The 17,522-nt window shown below is 44.6% G+C and carries 14 protein-coding genes and 1 pseudogene; 6 read left to right on the top strand and 9 right to left on the bottom strand.

Features of this window, described 5'->3' with window-relative positions:
- Nucleotides 1-46: 46 nt before the first annotated feature.
- The 4 genes and pseudogenes from csrA to JMX03_RS09775 all read right to left on the bottom strand — a co-directional run.
- Nucleotides 47-214: pseudogene (csrA, locus tag JMX03_RS09790) on the bottom strand (carbon storage regulator CsrA); the annotation flags it as partial.
- 361 nt (nucleotides 215-575) lie between these two features.
- Nucleotides 576-1,862, bottom strand: coding sequence for an aspartate kinase (locus JMX03_RS09785; RefSeq protein ID WP_201574267.1), 1,287 nt, complete (start codon nucleotides 1,860-1,862; stop codon nucleotides 576-578).
- Between the two features lie 398 nt (nucleotides 1,863-2,260).
- Entirely contained in the window at nucleotides 2,261-4,933 is a 2,673-nt protein-coding gene (gene alaS / locus JMX03_RS09780; protein ID WP_201596471.1) for an alanine--tRNA ligase, read from the bottom strand.
- Nucleotides 4,934-5,044: 111 nt separating this feature from the next.
- Complete coding sequence (locus JMX03_RS09775) at nucleotides 5,045-6,127, bottom strand: YkvI family membrane protein (RefSeq protein ID WP_201574269.1); 1,083 nt, start codon at nucleotides 6,125-6,127, stop codon at nucleotides 5,045-5,047.
- 274 nt (nucleotides 6,128-6,401) lie between these two features.
- Between JMX03_RS09775 and JMX03_RS09770 the strand changes: the two genes are divergently transcribed.
- The 3 genes from JMX03_RS09770 to JMX03_RS09760 are packed head-to-tail and all read left to right on the top strand — an operon-like array spanning nucleotide 6,402 to nucleotide 7,414.
- Nucleotides 6,402-6,896, top strand: a complete 495-nt coding sequence (locus JMX03_RS09770; RefSeq protein ID WP_201595887.1) for a winged helix-turn-helix domain-containing protein — start codon at nucleotides 6,402-6,404, stop codon at nucleotides 6,894-6,896.
- A 34-nt stretch (nucleotides 6,897-6,930) separates the two neighbouring features.
- Complete coding sequence (locus JMX03_RS09765; RefSeq protein ID WP_201596469.1) at nucleotides 6,931-7,230, top strand: transposase; 300 nt, start codon at nucleotides 6,931-6,933, stop codon at nucleotides 7,228-7,230.
- Nucleotides 7,231-7,237: 7 nt separating this feature from the next.
- Nucleotides 7,238-7,414 (top strand): hypothetical protein, encoded by a 177-nt coding sequence (locus JMX03_RS09760; RefSeq protein WP_201596467.1) that lies wholly within the window; start codon nucleotides 7,238-7,240, stop codon nucleotides 7,412-7,414.
- A gap of 217 nt (nucleotides 7,415-7,631) precedes the next feature.
- Here the strand turns inward: JMX03_RS09760 and JMX03_RS09755 are convergent, their stop codons facing one another.
- On the bottom strand, nucleotides 7,632-9,380 hold the full coding sequence (locus tag JMX03_RS09755; protein ID WP_201596465.1) for a TIGR00341 family protein: 1,749 nt from the start codon (nucleotides 9,378-9,380) through the stop codon (nucleotides 7,632-7,634).
- A 420-nt stretch (nucleotides 9,381-9,800) separates the two neighbouring features.
- On the opposite strand from JMX03_RS09755, the gene JMX03_RS09750 reads away from it, so the two are divergent.
- Complete coding sequence (locus JMX03_RS09750) at nucleotides 9,801-10,019, top strand: hypothetical protein (RefSeq protein ID WP_201574271.1); 219 nt, start codon at nucleotides 9,801-9,803, stop codon at nucleotides 10,017-10,019.
- Between the two features lie 121 nt (nucleotides 10,020-10,140).
- Here the strand turns inward: JMX03_RS09750 and JMX03_RS09745 are convergent, their stop codons facing one another.
- Together JMX03_RS09745 and JMX03_RS09740 are read right to left on the bottom strand one after the other, a co-directional pair.
- Complete coding sequence (locus JMX03_RS09745; protein WP_201596463.1) at nucleotides 10,141-10,932, bottom strand: aspartate dehydrogenase; 792 nt, start codon at nucleotides 10,930-10,932, stop codon at nucleotides 10,141-10,143.
- Nucleotides 10,933-11,132: 200 nt separating this feature from the next.
- The gene (locus tag JMX03_RS09740; RefSeq protein ID WP_201596461.1) at nucleotides 11,133-12,548 is read right to left on the bottom strand and encodes a L,D-transpeptidase family protein; all 1,416 of its coding nucleotides are present in this window, start codon (nucleotides 12,546-12,548) and stop codon (nucleotides 11,133-11,135) included.
- Nucleotides 12,549-12,910: 362 nt separating this feature from the next.
- On the opposite strand from JMX03_RS09740, the gene prmB reads away from it, so the two are divergent.
- Together prmB and aroC are read left to right on the top strand one after the other, a co-directional pair.
- Nucleotides 12,911-14,080 (top strand): 50S ribosomal protein L3 N(5)-glutamine methyltransferase, encoded by a 1,170-nt coding sequence (gene prmB / locus JMX03_RS09735; protein WP_201596459.1) that lies wholly within the window; start codon nucleotides 12,911-12,913, stop codon nucleotides 14,078-14,080.
- 65 nt (nucleotides 14,081-14,145) lie between these two features.
- On the top strand, nucleotides 14,146-15,249 hold the full coding sequence (aroC, locus tag JMX03_RS09730) for a chorismate synthase (RefSeq protein WP_201596457.1): 1,104 nt from the start codon (nucleotides 14,146-14,148) through the stop codon (nucleotides 15,247-15,249).
- A gap of 149 nt (nucleotides 15,250-15,398) precedes the next feature.
- Here aroC and JMX03_RS09725 read toward each other — a convergent pair whose 3' ends face one another.
- Together JMX03_RS09725 and creC are read right to left on the bottom strand one after the other, a co-directional pair.
- Nucleotides 15,399-15,584 (bottom strand): hypothetical protein, encoded by a 186-nt coding sequence (locus JMX03_RS09725; protein ID WP_201596455.1) that lies wholly within the window; start codon nucleotides 15,582-15,584, stop codon nucleotides 15,399-15,401.
- Nucleotides 15,585-15,758: 174 nt separating this feature from the next.
- Nucleotides 15,759-17,495: a two-component system sensor histidine kinase CreC gene (gene creC, locus JMX03_RS09720; RefSeq protein WP_201596453.1), complete on the bottom strand. Its 1,737-nt coding sequence runs from the start codon at nucleotides 17,493-17,495 to the stop codon at nucleotides 15,759-15,761.
- Between the last annotated feature and the right edge of the window lie 27 nt (nucleotides 17,496-17,522).

Here is a 17,522-nt window from a genome sequence, read left to right as displayed (position 1 = left end):
AAGGCGCAAAATTGCCTTGCTCAAGATGTTGCATTTGCGACTGTACAGAGCGCTCATGCTGGATACGTTGATAGATCTCTTCGCGGTGTACAGCAATATCTTTTGGTGCGTTAACGCCTATGCGCACCTGATTGCCTTTGACGCCTAGGACAGTCACACTGACCTCGTCGCCGATCATTAATGTCTCGCCCACGCGGCGTGTCAAAATTAGCATGCGTCACACTCCTTATGTCGCATTAAGAAAATATTACTCATTACATTACATCTCAATTGCAAATCATCGCTATATCATTGCACATGTATCTTATCAATAATAATTCCAAAATGATACATTTTGTCTCATATTATAGATAAAGTGCGATGGGATAAGCGACGATGATAGGTAGGTTCATTTAGCCCAAATGAGCGTCCATTATAGGCGCCATAACAGATACTGTCACGGCTTTTAACAAAACTGGTGGGTAAACATCACTCTTAACCAATATAAAAGTGAAAAAAAACAGGGTCATAAATGACCCTGTTTTATCAGCTAATATCAAGAGTTTTGAAGACTCAGATTGCTTAGTTAGAGCGCTTTATTGCCCTGAAACCTTGCTATCACCTTCTTCACGATCCAGACCAAAGGCCGTATGTAAGGACTTAACGGCTTTTTCTAAGTGCTGATCTTGAATCAAAACAGAGATTTTGATTTCACTGGTTGAGATCATTTGGATGTTGATATTGTTTTCAGCAAGAGTTTGGAACATGAGGCTTGCAACACCTGCATGTGAGCGCATGCCAACACCGACCAAAGAAACTTTGACGACTTCGCTATTGCCCAATATTTCTTTGGCACCAATCTCGTCTTTGACTTCGTCATTCAGCACTTTCATGGCTTTGTCTAAGTCTGTACGATTGACAGTAAAAGTGAAGTCAGTCGTACCGCCAGTCGATAAGTTTTGTACGATCATGTCGATTTCGATATTCGCGCGGCCAATCGGAGTCAGGATTGCAGAGGCAATACCGGGATGATCAGGTACACCGCGTACTACAATTTTTGCTTCGTCGCGGTTAAAGGCGATACCTGAGATGATTGCCTGTTCCATACTGTCTCCTTCGTCTATCGTAATTAGGGTGCCGACATTGTTTTGAAAATCTTCGTCGAAGCTGCCATCAGTGTTTTCATCAAAGCTAGAGAGTACGCGTAATGGTACACCGTACTTGCCAGCAAACTCGACTGAACGAATTTGCAAGATTTTAGAGCCAAGACTGGCCATTTCTAGCATTTCTTCAAAGGTTATTTTTTCAAGCTTTTTGGCTTTTGAGGTGACACGTGGATCGGTGGTATAGACCCCGTCAACGTCAGTATAAATTTGACATTCATCAGCACCTAGCGCCGCTGCAATGGCCACGCCTGTGGTATCAGATCCACCGCGACCCAATGTGGTGGCGTTACCGTGCTCATCAATACCCTGAAAGCCTGCAACGATGACGACATTGCCAGCATCTAATTGCTCGCGAATATTTTCGTCATCAATACTTTCGATACGGGCTTTATTGTGTGAGCTATCAGTTTTAATCGCGACTTGACGGCCAGTAAATGAGCGCGCACCAACGCCTAGCTCTTTAATTGCCATTGCCAGTAGAGAAATAGACACTTGCTCGCCAGTAGAGACCATTTGATCATATTCACGAGGATCAGGGTCGTTACTAATTTGGCGTGCCAGATCAATCAGACGGTTGGTTTCGCCGCTCATGGCAGAGACCACAACGACGACTTGATGGCCGTTATCATGCCAACGCTTGACACGTTTCGCGACGTTTTTGATACGGTCAATACTGCCCATTGAGGTACCGCCGTATTTCTGTACTATTAACGCCATAAGTTTTACCTATTATTCATCGATGGCTGTTGGTGAATATCAATCTCTAATGAACGGCGTTTCGATACCTAAAGCTGAGTAACCTTACTTACCCGATAATAAAGTGTATCTATTAATAAAATACCTTTGGATAAAGATTGTAGGTCTGATGGCTGAGGCCAAGCACCGTTGTTGATTAAATTAACACCCTTGAAGCCGAATTATAAAAACTGCATCATTTTATAGTGGATTGACTATATATTGACGGACTTGTTGTCTGACAGTGGTACTTTATACCATAATCACGCGCTGAAATTAAGTCATAGCTGCGTTTTGATGTATGGCGATTGGTTATGAGCTATATAACCAATCGTGTGTTTCTTGCTTAATAAAGCATGACTGCGCTCAATAAGTGCTGGTTAGCCAAGCTGAGACTCAAGCCAACTGGGTAAGCTGCTGACAATAGCAGCACTATTATCAGGCTTGGGCGCACCGCCTTGTGCATAGTCAGGCTTACCGCCACCTTTACCACCTAACTCACCTGCTAAGTGACGAACGATATCACCCGCTTTAATGCGATTGGTGACCGACTTGGCCACACTGGCTGCCAAAGCCAGTTGTCCGTCTTTATCACCGATCAAGACAATGACGCTATCAGGAAGCTTGGATTTGATATCATCCATCAGCGTGCGAATCGACTTGCCATCTACGCCTGATAAGGTGCTAATCAATACAGGTACATCAGCAATATTCTGCACATCATCAAGTAGGTTCGCTGCTTGCGCGCTGGCCATCTTTTGCTCTAAACGTTCTATCTGCTTTTCAAGCTCACGTTGCTTGTCTGCCATGGTCTGAACACGCTGGGCAATCTCAGGACGTTTGACTTTTAGTCGACCTGCCAACTCGCTTAACTGTTGATCACCTTGTTGTAGATATTTGACAGCGTTCATGCCAGTGACGGCTTCAATACGGCGCACGCCAGCGGCGATACCTGACTCACTGGTGATTTTAAGGATACCAATATCGCCAGTACGCTCTACATGCAGACCACCACATAGCTCGATAGAGAAGGGTTGGCGCTGACCATCAACCACTTTGTCTGTACCCATGGTCAGTACCCGTACATCATTACCGTATTTTTCACCAAATAGCGCAATGGCACCTTTATCCATGGCTTCATCAATAGACATGTGCTCGATGCAAGCTGGCGCGTTGGCTTGAATTTGCTCGTTTACCAAGCGCTCAATCTGCATCAGCTCAGCGCTGCTGACTGGCTTATCGTAGGAGAAGTCAAAGCGCAATACCTCACTTGAGACCAATGAGCCTTTTTGCGTGACTTCGCCACCGAGCACTTGGCGTAGAGCAGCATGTAATAAATGAGTCGCAGAGTGGTTTTTAGCGCTAGCGATACGGATATTCGAGAGTACTTGCGCTTCAGCGCTTTGCTTAGCGCTAATCTCACCCATGGTAACGACACCATGATGAATGATGGCTTGGCCAGATTTTTTGGTGTCTTGTACTTCAAAGACGCCCGTAGCGGTACGGATTTCACCAAGCTCACCGACTTGACCACCGCCTTCAGCATAAAATGGCGTGCGATCAAGAACGACGACGCCTTCCATGCCTTCATTCAAGGCTTCAGTAGATTCGCCGTTTTGATAAAGAGCGAGCAGAGTGACATTGTCTTCTGTTAATTGCTCATAACCAATGAATTCAGTCGGGCTATCGACTTGAATGACGCTACTATAATCGACATCAAACTTGCCGGCATCACGTGCACGCTCGCGCTGTGCCTGCATGTGCTCGTCAAACTCGTCTTCATCAATAGTAATGCCGCGCTCACGAGTGATATCAGCGGTCAAATCCAGCGGGAAGCCGTAAGTATCATAAAGCTTAAATGCTGCCGCACCAGAGAGGATGTCACCATCTTGCAAGCCTTCAAGCTCGCTGGCAAGTAGGCGTAAGCCTTGCGCCAATGTTTTGGCAAACTGCGCTTCTTCTTTTTGAATCGCACTTTCAATTTGGCTTTGTTTGTCTTTTAGCTCTGGATACGCGTCACCCATCTCAGCGACAAGTGGCGCAACCATTTGATAGAAAAACTCGCTTTCTGCACCAAGCTTATTGCCATGACGTACCGCGCGGCGAATAATGCGGCGCAGGACATAGCCGCGACCTTCATTACTTGGTAGCACACCATCAGCAATCAAAAACGCGACTGCACGAATGTGATCAGCAATGACGTTCAGAGAGGCTTGCTGCTCATTAGCGATGCCTAAGATATCTGCTGCCGCATCCATCAAGCTGACAAACAAGTCGATTTGATAGTTGCTGTGGACACCTTGCATGATGGCACTGATGCGCTCAAGCCCCATGCCCGTATCGACACTTGGCGCAGGTAATGGCAACATAGTGCCGTCTTTTTGGCGATTGAACTGCATAAATACACAGTTCCAAATCTCGATAAAGCGGTCGCCGTCTTCTTCAGGTGTGCCTGGGAGGCCACCTTCGATGTCAGGGCCGTGATCATAGAAGACTTCGGTACAAGGGCCACAAGGACCCGTATCGCCCATCGTCCAAAAGTTATCAGAAGCGTAAGGCGCGCCTTTATTGTCACCAATACGAATGATGCGCTCTGCAGGCACGCCGATATCTGTATGCCAAATATCAAAGGCTTCGTCATCGGTTTCGTAAATAGTGACATATAAACGGTCTTTGTCGATTGCCAACCATTCATCAGAAGTCAAAAACTCCCAAATATAAGCGATACCAGCTTGCTTGAAGTAATCGCCAAAGGAGAAGTTGCCAAGCATCTCAAAGAAAGTATGATGACGGGCAGTATAGCCAACATTATCTAAGTCATTGTGTTTGCCACCTGCACGGACGCATTTTTGCGAGGTCACCGCGCGCGTATAGTCACGAGGCTCCATTCCCAAAAACGTCTCTTTAAACTGATTCATCCCCGCATTGGTAAATAGCAATGTCGGGTCGTTATGTGGAATCAGGCTCGATGAGGGGACTGCGGTGTGCTGCTTGCTTATAAAATAATCTATAAAGGCTTGACGAATATCGGCTGAGCGAAATGGCTGGCTCACAGCGGCTCCTTACTGACGGATAATATTAAGTAGAATAAGTAAAGTAATTTTGCAAGCGATTTTAGCACAAACGCCAAGGGTGTTGATATAGGATACTAAGTATGGTCAGTTTTAGCTTGGTATTTGTGCTGGCTGGTTGCGGCTTCGAACCCATGCCAAAATAATCGCCACAATCATGATTAGACCAACGATGCCTAGCATTGGATACACTGTACCAATGAGCTTACTGAAACCAAGCTGACTTAAGCCCAGCCCAACGACAGCAAAAAAGGCGCTAAGCCATTTAAAACCCTTCGTCCCTGGCGTAGCAAAACGTGTGCTAAAGGCAAAAAACATACCTACTGCAGTGCTGTATATCATACAAATGAGCGTCACTGACATAATCACCGCTAACACTGGTGAAATATTTGAGGCCAACCCTAAAGTAGGCATTTCAACGCCTATGAGGGTATCGATGTTGGCAAAAAGGCCAATGTTGAGTAAGAAGATTAATAAACCCAAGCCAAGACCGCCCATCGCGCCGCCGCTCGCCGCTGTTTTTTGTGAGCGCGTCATACCCCCAATCACGGCCAGCATAGGAAAGCCAACTGCAATGTTAAATGAAGCATAAAGCACCGCACCAAAAAACCAGCTCGATACTGGCCAGTCCGAGCTGATAGTGGGTATTTCCTTTGCTACCTCATTTAGCGTGTCATTGGCGACGTTGCTGGTAAAAATTGAGTAAGTGGTGATGGCCAATATTAATAATAGCAGTATAGGCATGATGATACTGATTAGTCTTATAATGCCTCTTACGTTTAAACAAAGTGTGGCAATCACTAGTATCGTCATAAAAACACCGCCAACCAGCGGTGGCCAAGCGTACTGCTGAGCAAAAATTGAGCCACTACCAGCGAGCATAACCACACCAACGCCAAACAAAAAGAATGACAAAACCACGTCCATAACAAATCCAGCACGTGTGCCAAATAGGGTATACAGTACTTTTTTGTGTGAATTGGCCTGCATACTTGAGCTCATGCGTGCAATTTGCATTCCCAAAAAAGCAAAAAGTGCCGCACTGACCAGCGTACCAATAACACCCGCCATACCGTAACCAGTAAAAAACTGAAGCACTTCCTGACCAGAGGCAAAACCTCCGCCAACCACTACCGACATATAGGCCGCCGCTATTTGCCAAGATTGTTTGTTCACTATTATGTACTCCTATCCCTGAAGCTGTAGGTTCGTTAGGCTAACGTGCCTGAGTTATTGCAGTAGCGCAAAATATAGAATATATAAACATCGGCTGAGTAGGCGATAGTACCTCTGCCGCCGAATTGCTTATCAGCCCATAACTTGCGATGAGGGCTGAGAGCCTGTTTAGCTCGAAGCACATTGTACTTGGCAGGGCCTTGAATTCAAGTCTGATTTACATATTGGGATAAACTACTAATACCAAACCCAAAATATATAGTATAATCCACTTATGACTATACCAATACATAACCTAGAAGACCATGACTTTGGCAAACACTCAAAGACTGAGCGCAATCCCAGAGCCCGACTACGCCTGCTCATCTTATACCAATATAGTATAGGCAAAGCCACCAACGATATTGCCAAAGACCTCTGCATACATCCTGAAACTGCCAGACGGACATTGAAGCGATATTATGAACGAGGACTTGAGAGTCTCTACGATCGTCATCGTCGAGGTCGTCGCAGCAAATTGGCAGAAGCAGACACAGCCGCTTTTAAAGCCATGATAGTCTCTGAACAAGAAAAGCGCGCTGGCGGTCGTCTAACCGGCAAAGACATTCAGCAATTGGCTAAAGAACACTACAACGCTCACTACACCGTTAACGGTATCTACGAGCTACTCAAGCGTATTGATATGAGTTGGATAAGTGCTCGTAGTCAGCATCCAAAAGCCGACCCACAAGCTCAAGACGCTTTTAAAAAACTTTATAGCACAGGTTAAGGCGTCACTGCCTACTGATGTGAGCCTAGATCAAGTGGATATCTGGTTTCAAGATGAAACTCGAATAGGACAACAAGGCTCATTGACCAGAGTTCGGCATTACCGCGGTGGGCGACCTCGACTGATCAAGCAGCAACAGTTTCATTCCGCTTATCTGTTTGGTGCCTTTTGTCCAGCGACAAAGAAGGCTGTCGGCTTAGTACTGCCTTTCGTTAATAAACACACCATGTTATTGCATATGCAAGAGATTAGTAAAGCCGTTCCAAAAGGACGTCATGCGGTGGTGGTGATGGATGGACGCATTATGGCATCAACCAAGCTTGAATCAGGCTAATGTCACTATGCTTAAACTACCGCCTTATTCACCTGAGCTCAATCCCTCTGAGAGAGAGTATGGCAGTACCTTAAGCAAAATGAGCTATCTAATCGTTGTTATGACAGTTATGAGGCTATTGTCGATGCCACTTGCTTGGCTTGGAATAATTTGCTTAAACAGCCACAAAGAATTCGGTCGTTAACTGCTCGTACCTGGGCGCAACTTTAATTGTTGGGTTTGGTATAAATATAAGAGATCTCGATCGTTGCCATGATCACATCAGGAATGGATATTCAGTACTTCATTGCAAGAGGATTGGGCATCAGGTGGTTAGATCATGGCGGCAAGGCTTTATACATAAAAAGCCTGAGTTTTTGCAGGTTGTTGAGAAGGTAGACTAGGGTTTGTTAGCTTAAGGGCTAATTAGTCAAAATTGCGGCATCGGTTTTATCAAGCTTATCAGCAGTCAATGGATCGGCCTCAATCACTTGTACAGGAAAATAGCGTAATTGCAGTTTAATAGGCGTGTCGGTAGCAAAGCTATCCGCCATATCTTTAGAGATAATGGCCTCAATTTGGCGCACATCATAGGAGCTTGGCGTCGTCTCACCCTGAATGACGGCGCGAATGGTTAAGTGCTCAGAGGTATTATCAAACTGAGTATTGGTCAGCACATTGCCTTTATCGATAAAGTAGTTGTTAATCGCTGTTTTGATACTATTCTCAAAAGTTTGTTGATTGGCGTTTTTATTCAGATTGTATGATAAATAGATACCTAGCCCAACCAGTAGCAGTAGGGTGACAGCATTACGGCGCAAAAAGGTCAAATAATTGCTCGACTTATAATCGTCATCGACTAAGCGCCGAAAGCCTAAAACCCATAGTACTAAGGCATTGGTAAATTGAATGGCGATGATGTTGGTGATAGCGAGTAGCAATGCCCCAAGCCCGAGCTGGGTCTCACCATTGGCAAATAAAATACCACTGGCCGCTAATGGCGGTACCAACGCCGTTGCAACTGCCACGCCGACCACAGCGACTGATAAATGCGGAGAGACCATAGCGTATGCACCCGCCGTGCCGCCTGCGAGTGCAATCATCAAATCCATCGACGTCGGCTGAGTACGTGATAGGATCTCTGCGGTTAGCGGTTGTTCCTTATGCAGCCAACCTACCAAAAATCCAACCAAGACTACCAAAGATACGCCAGCTATCACGGTGAATAGCGATTTGCGTAGTAGAGGCGCACGGTGATCAATAATCGCCAATGCTATGCCAGTAATAGGGCCTAGCATCATGGCGACGAGCATCGCGCCAATCACTACTGCTGCAGAATTGGTCACCAATCCATAACTGGCAATAATGGCAGAGAGGATATTCATCACAAAGTACATTTTGCTCGGTAAGGCATTGGCCTCGATTTTGACCCGTACCTCAGGATAATCTACTTTTTGATGACTAAACTGTTCAGCGACGAACTGCTTATAAGATTCGAGTTTGGCTTCTTTCTGTTTTTCGACAGCCTCTTGTTTTTCTTCATCATCCAGATATTCTTCATTTTCGCCATCTTCAGAAGTGAGGCTTTGTTTCTTCGCGTGCTCTTTTTCATTAAAGCTATGTTGGTTTGACTCACTTTGATTGACTTCATCACCGACACTATTTGTTTTATCAAGACTGTCTGTGTTGTTGTCACTCTGTCCTTCATTGACGCTATCGTTCTCTGTATGGGTTGCTTGAGTATCATTATCTTTAGAGTTGTTTTGTTGGGTCGTTGTTACTTCGGAGGAGGTTGATGCGCTGTGGTTTTGTTGCTCTGCTTTTATGTCCTCATGAACCAAGTCTTCAACATCTGGGGTTTCTACGGTAGCAATAACCACATCAGGGCTAGGCGAGGTGATGGTGACTTCAGATTCAGGATGCTGTGCGCAATCGGTTTCTACTTTTTGATCTTCTCTCTCTGTACTTTCTTCACCATCTGTCTCTTCCTTATTATCTTTATTTTTCTCAGCACTTTTCGCAGACAAATTATTGATAGGGTCGGTTAAAGGCTCTTGCGCTGTTTGGGTGTCAGGCTCGGTGGTCGCTTCATTATTATTAGTATGGTCTGCATTATCTAGTGGATGTTGTTTAGATAAAGAGTCAGGTGAGTGGTTATTAGATGAAGTCATGGCGACAGAGCTTTAGCAGATGAGTAAGAACCACCATTGTAATGGTAAATCAGTAAAAGCCTAGCAGATTTTATGACTCAAAAATATTAAAAAAGAAGAGCGATACAGAAAAAGGTATTAACGCGCGCAATCAAGATTGCAGATAACGGAACAGTACTAGGGAATGATATTAGGAAAAAATACTAAAAGATGATTTATATAGGGAGGGGGTGCTGACTGTTATAAATGCTCAATGGCTTTAGATAAGATACTCTGTAAGCGAGCATAAAATAGCCGATATATAAATCCCTAATTATAGCATGGGTTTATCTGTAAGTCTCTTATTATTGTTGTCTTACCAGTCTATGGTTAAGGCTTACTTTTTGTAAGGAATTAGTGTATAAATATAGGTATAACCACAAAAAATATAAGGAATAAACCATGAACTGGCCGTTATTTTCAATGATCTACTCTATGGCAGCAACCGTCATCGTCGGTGTGCTCATGATTGCCGCTCTAGTGACAGGGTTTAATGAGATTCCTCATATTCAAATCGCTGTGGCTGTTGGCCTATTGGTTTCTATTCCAGCTGGCTTATTTTTTACTAAAAAAATCGGAAGCATCACAGGCGAAGAAGGTAAAAACGGACATCGAGCCTAGTTAATGAGCACTTTTATACTGTAGAGTAACAACTCACAAAAGAGTAGCGACTAACAAATTTTAAAACAGCCCATTAGAGGCTGTTTTTTTATATCAATTGAAGACGAGTCCTAATTTGACTTCATATTTGTAGAGCTTGGTCAAGCTGGTGGCACAGACGTAATGCGCTAAATGCTGCTAAACTCGAAGTTCTGGGGTTTTCAGCTAAGGGTAGGCCTGTGATGCTGATTTCAAGCTTACCAAACGTGCCTTCAGCCATTATACGATGAATGTTGTGTTCAAGCGCTGGATCGACAACCAATTCCACTTGGGTGTCATCAAGTCCAACCCCTGCAAGAGCGATGGTTGCTGCTACATTCGAGTTTTCAGGAAATAAAGTCGCAGCGTCTCTGGCACTGCCTGTAAAAAACACCGTTGCTTTGTCTAAAGAGTCGTAATCAATAAGCTCGTCAGCATGACTGCCTTGCCAACCAGACGGGCTTTTTCTGCCTTGATCTATCACTTTATCTAGTCCCGCTAAGCTTGCAGCATTGATACCATCAATGCCTGCTACTGCTCCTGCTAAGATATGAATTTTTACCCCGTGCGCCTTAGCGGCATCATGTAGCGCTATCGCTAATTTTTCATCGGTAAAAGCGCCAACCGAGACAATCCAAAGTGGTATGCCTTTTTTTAAAATTTTTAGACCGTGTTCTTTGACTCCCTCTTGTCCTGCCATTTCAATAGCGATATCAGGCACCTCTACCAAATCATCTACCGAGGTAATCACATTGACAGCATCGCCTATCTCCGCTTTTAGTCTGCTTGCGCTTCTAGCGCTGGCCAATACAGTCGACAATATGACATTTTTAGGTAGCATCTCGTGCACCTTTCTTGCCATAGATCCGTAACCTATAAACATCACTGTTTTCATAATTAACTCCTAGTTATTCAATCTACTATAAAAGAGTGATAGTCTCTCGTTGAAGGTGCCATATAGCCATCTGCATTCTGTTACCTCTTTTACATTGAATTGACCATACTTTATAACTAAACCAACAGTCAAAAAACAAAAAGACCTTACGAAAAGGTCTTTTTATTATATCTAACTTCTAAGCTGTCGTTGCATACTGATTATTTGAGCTCGACTGTCGCGCCATTTTCGATATTGGCATAGACTTCTAACACGTCCCAGTTGGTCAAGCGTACACAGCCTGCTGATGCTTGACGGCTGATGCCTTCAGGCTTTGGCGAGCCATGAATACCATAAGAGGGTTTGGATAGTCCCATCCACACCACGCCTACTGGGTTATTCGGGCCTGGTGGTAGCATATGCACCTTCTTTTGAGCACCGTCACCGACAGTCGCTTTATACCAAGGCATCTTCACTCTATTGATGATTTTAAACGTGCCTTGAGGTGAAGGAGTGGCATCACTACCGACAGTGGTTGGATAGGTGGCGACCAATTGGTTACCATTATAAGCATATAAAGTTTTGTCTGCTTTGTTTGCCACCACACGGTTGATTCGCTTGTTAAGCGGTGCGCGGTTGTTGACCACAGTAATGGTTTCACCTGCTTGATAGTTTTTATTTTTGTTGAGCTTATCTAAGTAGCGTACATCCATATGAAAGCGCTCGGCAAGCATCTCTTTGATGTCTTGGTAATACAAGCCTTTCATCTTTGACTTGGCTTCTGAGCCAGCAGGAGTGGTCGCAAACTTGGTATTGATATCATCTTCAGTGAGCGTATATGTCACGAGCACAGGTTTGTTGGCAGGAATGTTTTTAATCAAGGCATCCCATGTTTTTTGATCCATCTTACCCGTTGCTGGCAAGCCTTTCATGGTTTGGAAATTGGTTAAGGCTTTTCTGCTATTCATGCCCCAACCGCCATCAATTGGACCAGGAGACGCATGGTTCCAATCAAGCAAAGCCTGCATCTTAATCGTCATCGCTGAGTTGACTTTCATATTCGGCGACCAAATGGCATCGTTTACTTGTTTGGCATAGTTGGATAGGTTCAGCGTGGTATATCTTTTGCCATCTTTGTCTTCGATACTTTTGATGGCAGTGTCATCGCTGGCGCCTTGTAGTTGCTGATCGGCAGGCAGCTCAAAAGACAACGGATCAGTTGAGTCGATAGGAGCGGCATCACTAGGGGCGGCAAAAGCTTGACCTTCAGTGATGTCGTCAGTGCTATCAGATTGCTCGTCTTTGCGAGTCAGCTCTTGCGCACTCATGTTGTCAGCTGCTACGGCTGGCGCTTCTACTTGATTGGCTTTTTTCTTTGAGTCAATCAGCTGGCTCATGCGGTCAGTAGACTTAGGTGCTACCTTGCTACTATCGGTAGTTGAGCTGCCAGTGGTTGAGCTGCTACGATTTTCTTGCACATCGAGGCTAACTTTTTTGGCGATACTAGGCAGTGAGTCAGCAGTGCGTATTGGTAGGGTGCGAGAGCTGTCGGTCGTTGCAGCAAATGCGCTAATGCCAATACTGGCGCTGATAACAGCGATAGACATAGCGGTAATAAGTGGCTTTATTTTCATCATGTTTGATCACAGTTAGTTGTTACAGTGAGGCTATTATGCTCATAATTCAGACGCTACGCAAACTTTTGACACATCTTTTTGCATTGATGAAATGCTAAGCGTCAAATGCTGACGTATTGACTACAATCAGGCAATGTTCAATCAATAGTTTGACTGTCAAATTGCGTAAATGCTTGTTATAGCAAGTTTTTAGCAAGATGTTGACAGGGCAGGCCAGAGGCATCTTAGAGATTTGTCAGTACATTCTTTTAAACTAATACTTATAGTCGTTGGCGCTGTATCGGCTTTGCGTCTATAATGCGAGAACAATATTTTATTTAACCAACCAGCATGTAGCCAACATGTAACTAGCAAGGTGCGATATGCCAGAACACCAGACTATGAGTGCAGAAGAGTTTCAAAACCAATATCTCAATGATCAAGAAACTCTAGACTTGGAAGATGATATAGGAAGCGAGACAGAGTTTGCTACTGATCACAGCGACTATGCAAACCTGCATAGCGAGCTTGAAGAAGCACGTGAACAGCTATTTAGCATTCGTGACTTTATTCGTTTTGCAGTGACACAGCTACGCAATTACGACGTCGTCGTCGCGCAAGGGACCAATGATGAGTTTGCTGAAGCAGCTGCTATTGTCTTGCATTCTTTGTCTTTGGACTGGGCAGCGAACGAGCAGATACTTGACTGCCGCTTGACGGCTTCAGAGAAGCAAGCAGTATTGAGCTTGCTAGAAGAGCGTATCGCTGAGCGCAAGCCGCTAAGCTACCTGATTAATTTGGCTTATTTCTGCGACTTGCCTTTTTACGTGGATGAGCGCGTGCTTATTCCACGCTCGCCAGTAGCCGAGTTGATTCGCCAACAGTTTTATCCGTACTTTGATATCAATGAGCTTGCCAAGCCTCTTGGTATGACCGCCAATGAGCAACCTGCTAAGTTTTATGAGCACGGGCTTGAGGTGAAACAATTGTCACAGCCAGAGCGCATTTTAGATTTGTGTACTGGCTCTGGTTGTATTGCGATCGCGCTGGCGACACGTTTTGTGGATGCGCTAGTGGATGCTGTCGATATTGATAAAGGCGCGCTTGAAGTCGCTATGGTCAACGTCGATCATCATGATCTTGGTCATCAAGTGAATGTGATTGAATCTGACTTATTCGCGAAAATTCCTGCCGAAAATCAGTACGAGCTCATCGTAACCAATCCGCCGTATGTCGATGCGGCTATCATGGCAGACTTGCCACCTGAGTTTTTGTATGAGCCTGAGCACGCACTAGCCGCAGGTCAAGATGGGCTGGATTTGGTGCATCGTATTTTATTTGAGGCGCCAGACTATCTTAGCCCCGAGGGTTTGCTGGTGTGTGAAGTGGGAGATAGTGAGTGGGCGCTCAGTCAAGCTTATCCAGACATCCAGTTTGATTGGCTCAAATTCGCGCTTGGCGGTCATGGTGTGTTTGCCATTACTTATGATGAGCTGATGGAATATCGTGAGCTGTTTGCGCACTATGTACAGCTACTGGATAATGCTCAGTAGTATAGTGATTGCTCTAGACCTCAATTAGACGCTTCTAAATAGATTTTATTGGTTTAAGGATAGATATGGCAGGCAATAGTATTGGGCAGGTTTTCACTGTCACCACTTGCGGTGAATCGCACGGTGCAGGTCTCATGGCAATCGTCGATGGCGTACCACCAGGTTTGGCATTATCCGCAGACGACTTGCAGGTAGATTTGGACCGTCGTAAACCGGGTACCTCTAAGTACTCAACTCAGCGCCGCGAGTCTGACGAAGTCGAGATTATCTCTGGCGTGTTTGAAGGCAAAACTACTGGTACGTCTATTGGTCTGCTGATTCGTAATACCAATCAAAAATCAAAAGACTATAGCGAGATTAAAGACACTTTTCGCCCAGGTCATGCTGACTATACTTACAGTATGAAGTATGGTTTTCGCGACTATCGCGGCGGCGGGCGCTCATCTGCACGTGAGACGGCGATGCGAGTGGCGGCTGGTGCTATTGCTAAGAAGTATTTGCAAGATCGCTTGGGCGTGCAAATCCGTGGTCATGTTACCCAAATTGGTAATGAATATAGTAACGTCACAGACCCTAGCCAAATTGATTGGGACTTCGTAAATAGCAACCCGTTCTTCACTGCTGACAAAGACGCTATTGGTCGCTTTGAGACCTTGATAGACAGTCTCCGCCGTGAAGGTACTAGCTGCGGGGCGAAGTTAGAAGTTATCGCCAGTGGCGTACCGGTCGGACTTGGTGAGCCAGTATTCGATCGCTTAGATGCTGATATTGCCCATGCGATGATGAGCATCAATGCGGTCAAAGGCGTAGAAATTGGTGATGGTATGGCGGTGGCTGGGCAGTTTGGTCATAGCTCTCGTGATGAGCTGACGCCAGATGGCTTCACTGCCAATCATGCTGGCGGTATCTTGGGCGGCATCTCGTCAGGACAAGATATCAGTGTCAGTATCGCGCTTAAGCCAACGTCTAGTATTACTACCCCTGGCAAGAGTATCAACACTCAAGGCGAGGCGGTCGATATGCTTACCAAGGGTCGTCATGATCCTTGTGTTGGGGTACGTGCAACGCCCATTGCAGAAGCCATGCTAGCGATTGTATTGCTCGATCATTATCTGCGTCATCGTGGTCAAAACGGGGATGTTAAGCAACCGGTAGAATCGATTACTTAGAGTCGCCTCAAAGTATATTGTAAAGCGATTAGCTCTCTATCGTTTCTAATGAAATATGATTAGAAACGATAGAGGGCTTTTTTATGGATGTTTAAAAGGGTAATTACCCAGTTGATGGTTGAGTTCTAGTTGGCAAATTAATAGCAGTCTTAAGCTGCCAATTGATAATCATCAATAGCCACACACTGCTGATGACGAAAAACCAATAATAATTGCTGACTGGGAATGGCCAACCAATGGCCAAATTCAATACTGTCGATGCCGTGGTTTGATAAAGTCTGTGCGCAATGATGGCGGTTCTGGCCTAGCAAGCTTTTAATAACAATATGTTGCATAGAATTTCTCTCTTAAGTTTTATTTACGAATTTGAATAACGCTATCGTAAAACAAGAAGATAGAAAATATATGTAGGAATGATGGAAAGTTAATGAACTGTCATCAATAATTTGGCTTTTAATAATTGAAAAAGACTTATTGAAAAAGACAAGTATTTATTTCGCGCAACCTTTTTAATCTTTAGCTAAGGGTAGGGTAATGCTTACCATCACGCCAGAACGTTTAGTGATAGCAGCCTTTCTATCATCATTAGCATTAACATTACGAATAGTCACATGGCCTCCGTGATGTTCAATCACTTGTTTAACTAAGGTTAGACCAAGACCAGTGCCTTTTTTTAGAGCGCCACTAGACATAGAGGTATGTTCTTTTTGAGTTTGATGCGATAGGCTAAAATAACGGTCAAAAGCTTTATCAACCGCATAATCAGGTAATAATTTGCCATCATTGAAGATATCAATGGTTACCGTCTGCGCTATGTTATGTACATGAATGTTGACAGTGCTGTCGGCAAAATAAATGGCATTATCTAACACGTTTTGTAGCACTTGTACCAACCAGAACTGATCAGCGAAAACACTGGTATTTGCCAACATATTTGCTGATAAAGTCGTTGTTTTTGTAAAGCACTTATCGTCAATATAGATTTCAATAGGCGAGAGCTGCTGCTGTTGCAGTTTCGCAGCATTGTCTTTAGCTAAGCTTTGTAACAAGGGTAATAAAGGCGTCAACTGCCGATTCAACTTAAAGCTCGGTTGTTCAATTTTGGCAAGTAATAGTAGCCGATCAATCAATTGCTGCATTTTGATGCTTTGTTCACCAATGGCTTGGATGAGCATTTGCCGATCTTCATAATCCAGTCCGTCATCTTCTAATAGCTCACTGCTGGCACGAATGGCCGTCAAAGGGCTTTTGAGCTCATGGGTTAGGGTATGGACATAGTCCGTGACGTACGCTCGATTTTCTAAGCGATGTTTCATGGTCTCGATCGTGTCTGTTAAGCTGTTGAGCTCATGGCCTAAGTAAAAATAAGGCTTTTTAGTGTCCTCAGCCAGCGCACTTGTATATTGAGTAACCAAAGTAATGCTCTGCTTAAGCCACCATGCGACCAGTCCTGCTAAGATAAGGGCGACGATACTAATGAGCAATGCCGTGAGAAGCATGCGATTGCGTGTATTGTCCAGATAAGGCAACACGCTATCGACAGGCTTACCGACACTCACCACCCCGATAAGATTGCCTATCTCATCTTTGATAGGCTGTGCCACATACATGATTGAGCCATTGCGTTTGCTGTTTGCATCGGCGGTACTTCTAGCCCCATATTGCCCCCGAAGGGTCAGATAAACGTCATTCCAGCGGCTATAATCCTCACCTTCAGCATTGTTAGGCGTTGGCAGGGAGTCGTAAATAACCTTGCCATTACTGTCTGTCACATAGATACGAAAGCTGCTGCGGGTCTTTTTCAGATGAATGGGCTCTTTGATGCTATCGATGGATCTTGAGCTAGCGATATTATCAGATGATTTGGTTATGGTGGGCGTACCGATAAAGGCGCTGTCGAGCTGCTGTTGAAAGTTGTCTTCAAATAGCTCGCCTGACTGTAATGGTACTTGTAGGCTGGCTGCTAGTATTTGACTGGTATCAAGCAAGGTGTCTTCAATGACTTGCTGCGCGGTGGGCTTGACGTAACCGAACAGCTGAGTAAATACAAGTACACCGCAAATAATAATTACCAAAGCGACGGCTAACCAAATCCTAAAAAAAATGCTTAAATTTAGTAATCGTTTAGGCTCAGAGGTTTGCTGTGCTGTGCCAATCGGATGCAGTTTTGCATACCAATTGCTGTGATCAGTATGGGCGCTTTTATTGGCATGGCTATTAACGTTTTCTTTAGCTTTAGAATTCATATACTTGAAGGTGCTATTTAAAGTTGT

Source organism: Psychrobacter fulvigenes (assembly GCF_904846155.1).
Lineage (GTDB): Bacteria > Pseudomonadota > Gammaproteobacteria > Pseudomonadales > Moraxellaceae > Psychrobacter > Psychrobacter fulvigenes.
Note: the sequence above shows the minus strand (reverse complement) of the source record. Positions and strands in the feature narration are given on the sequence as shown.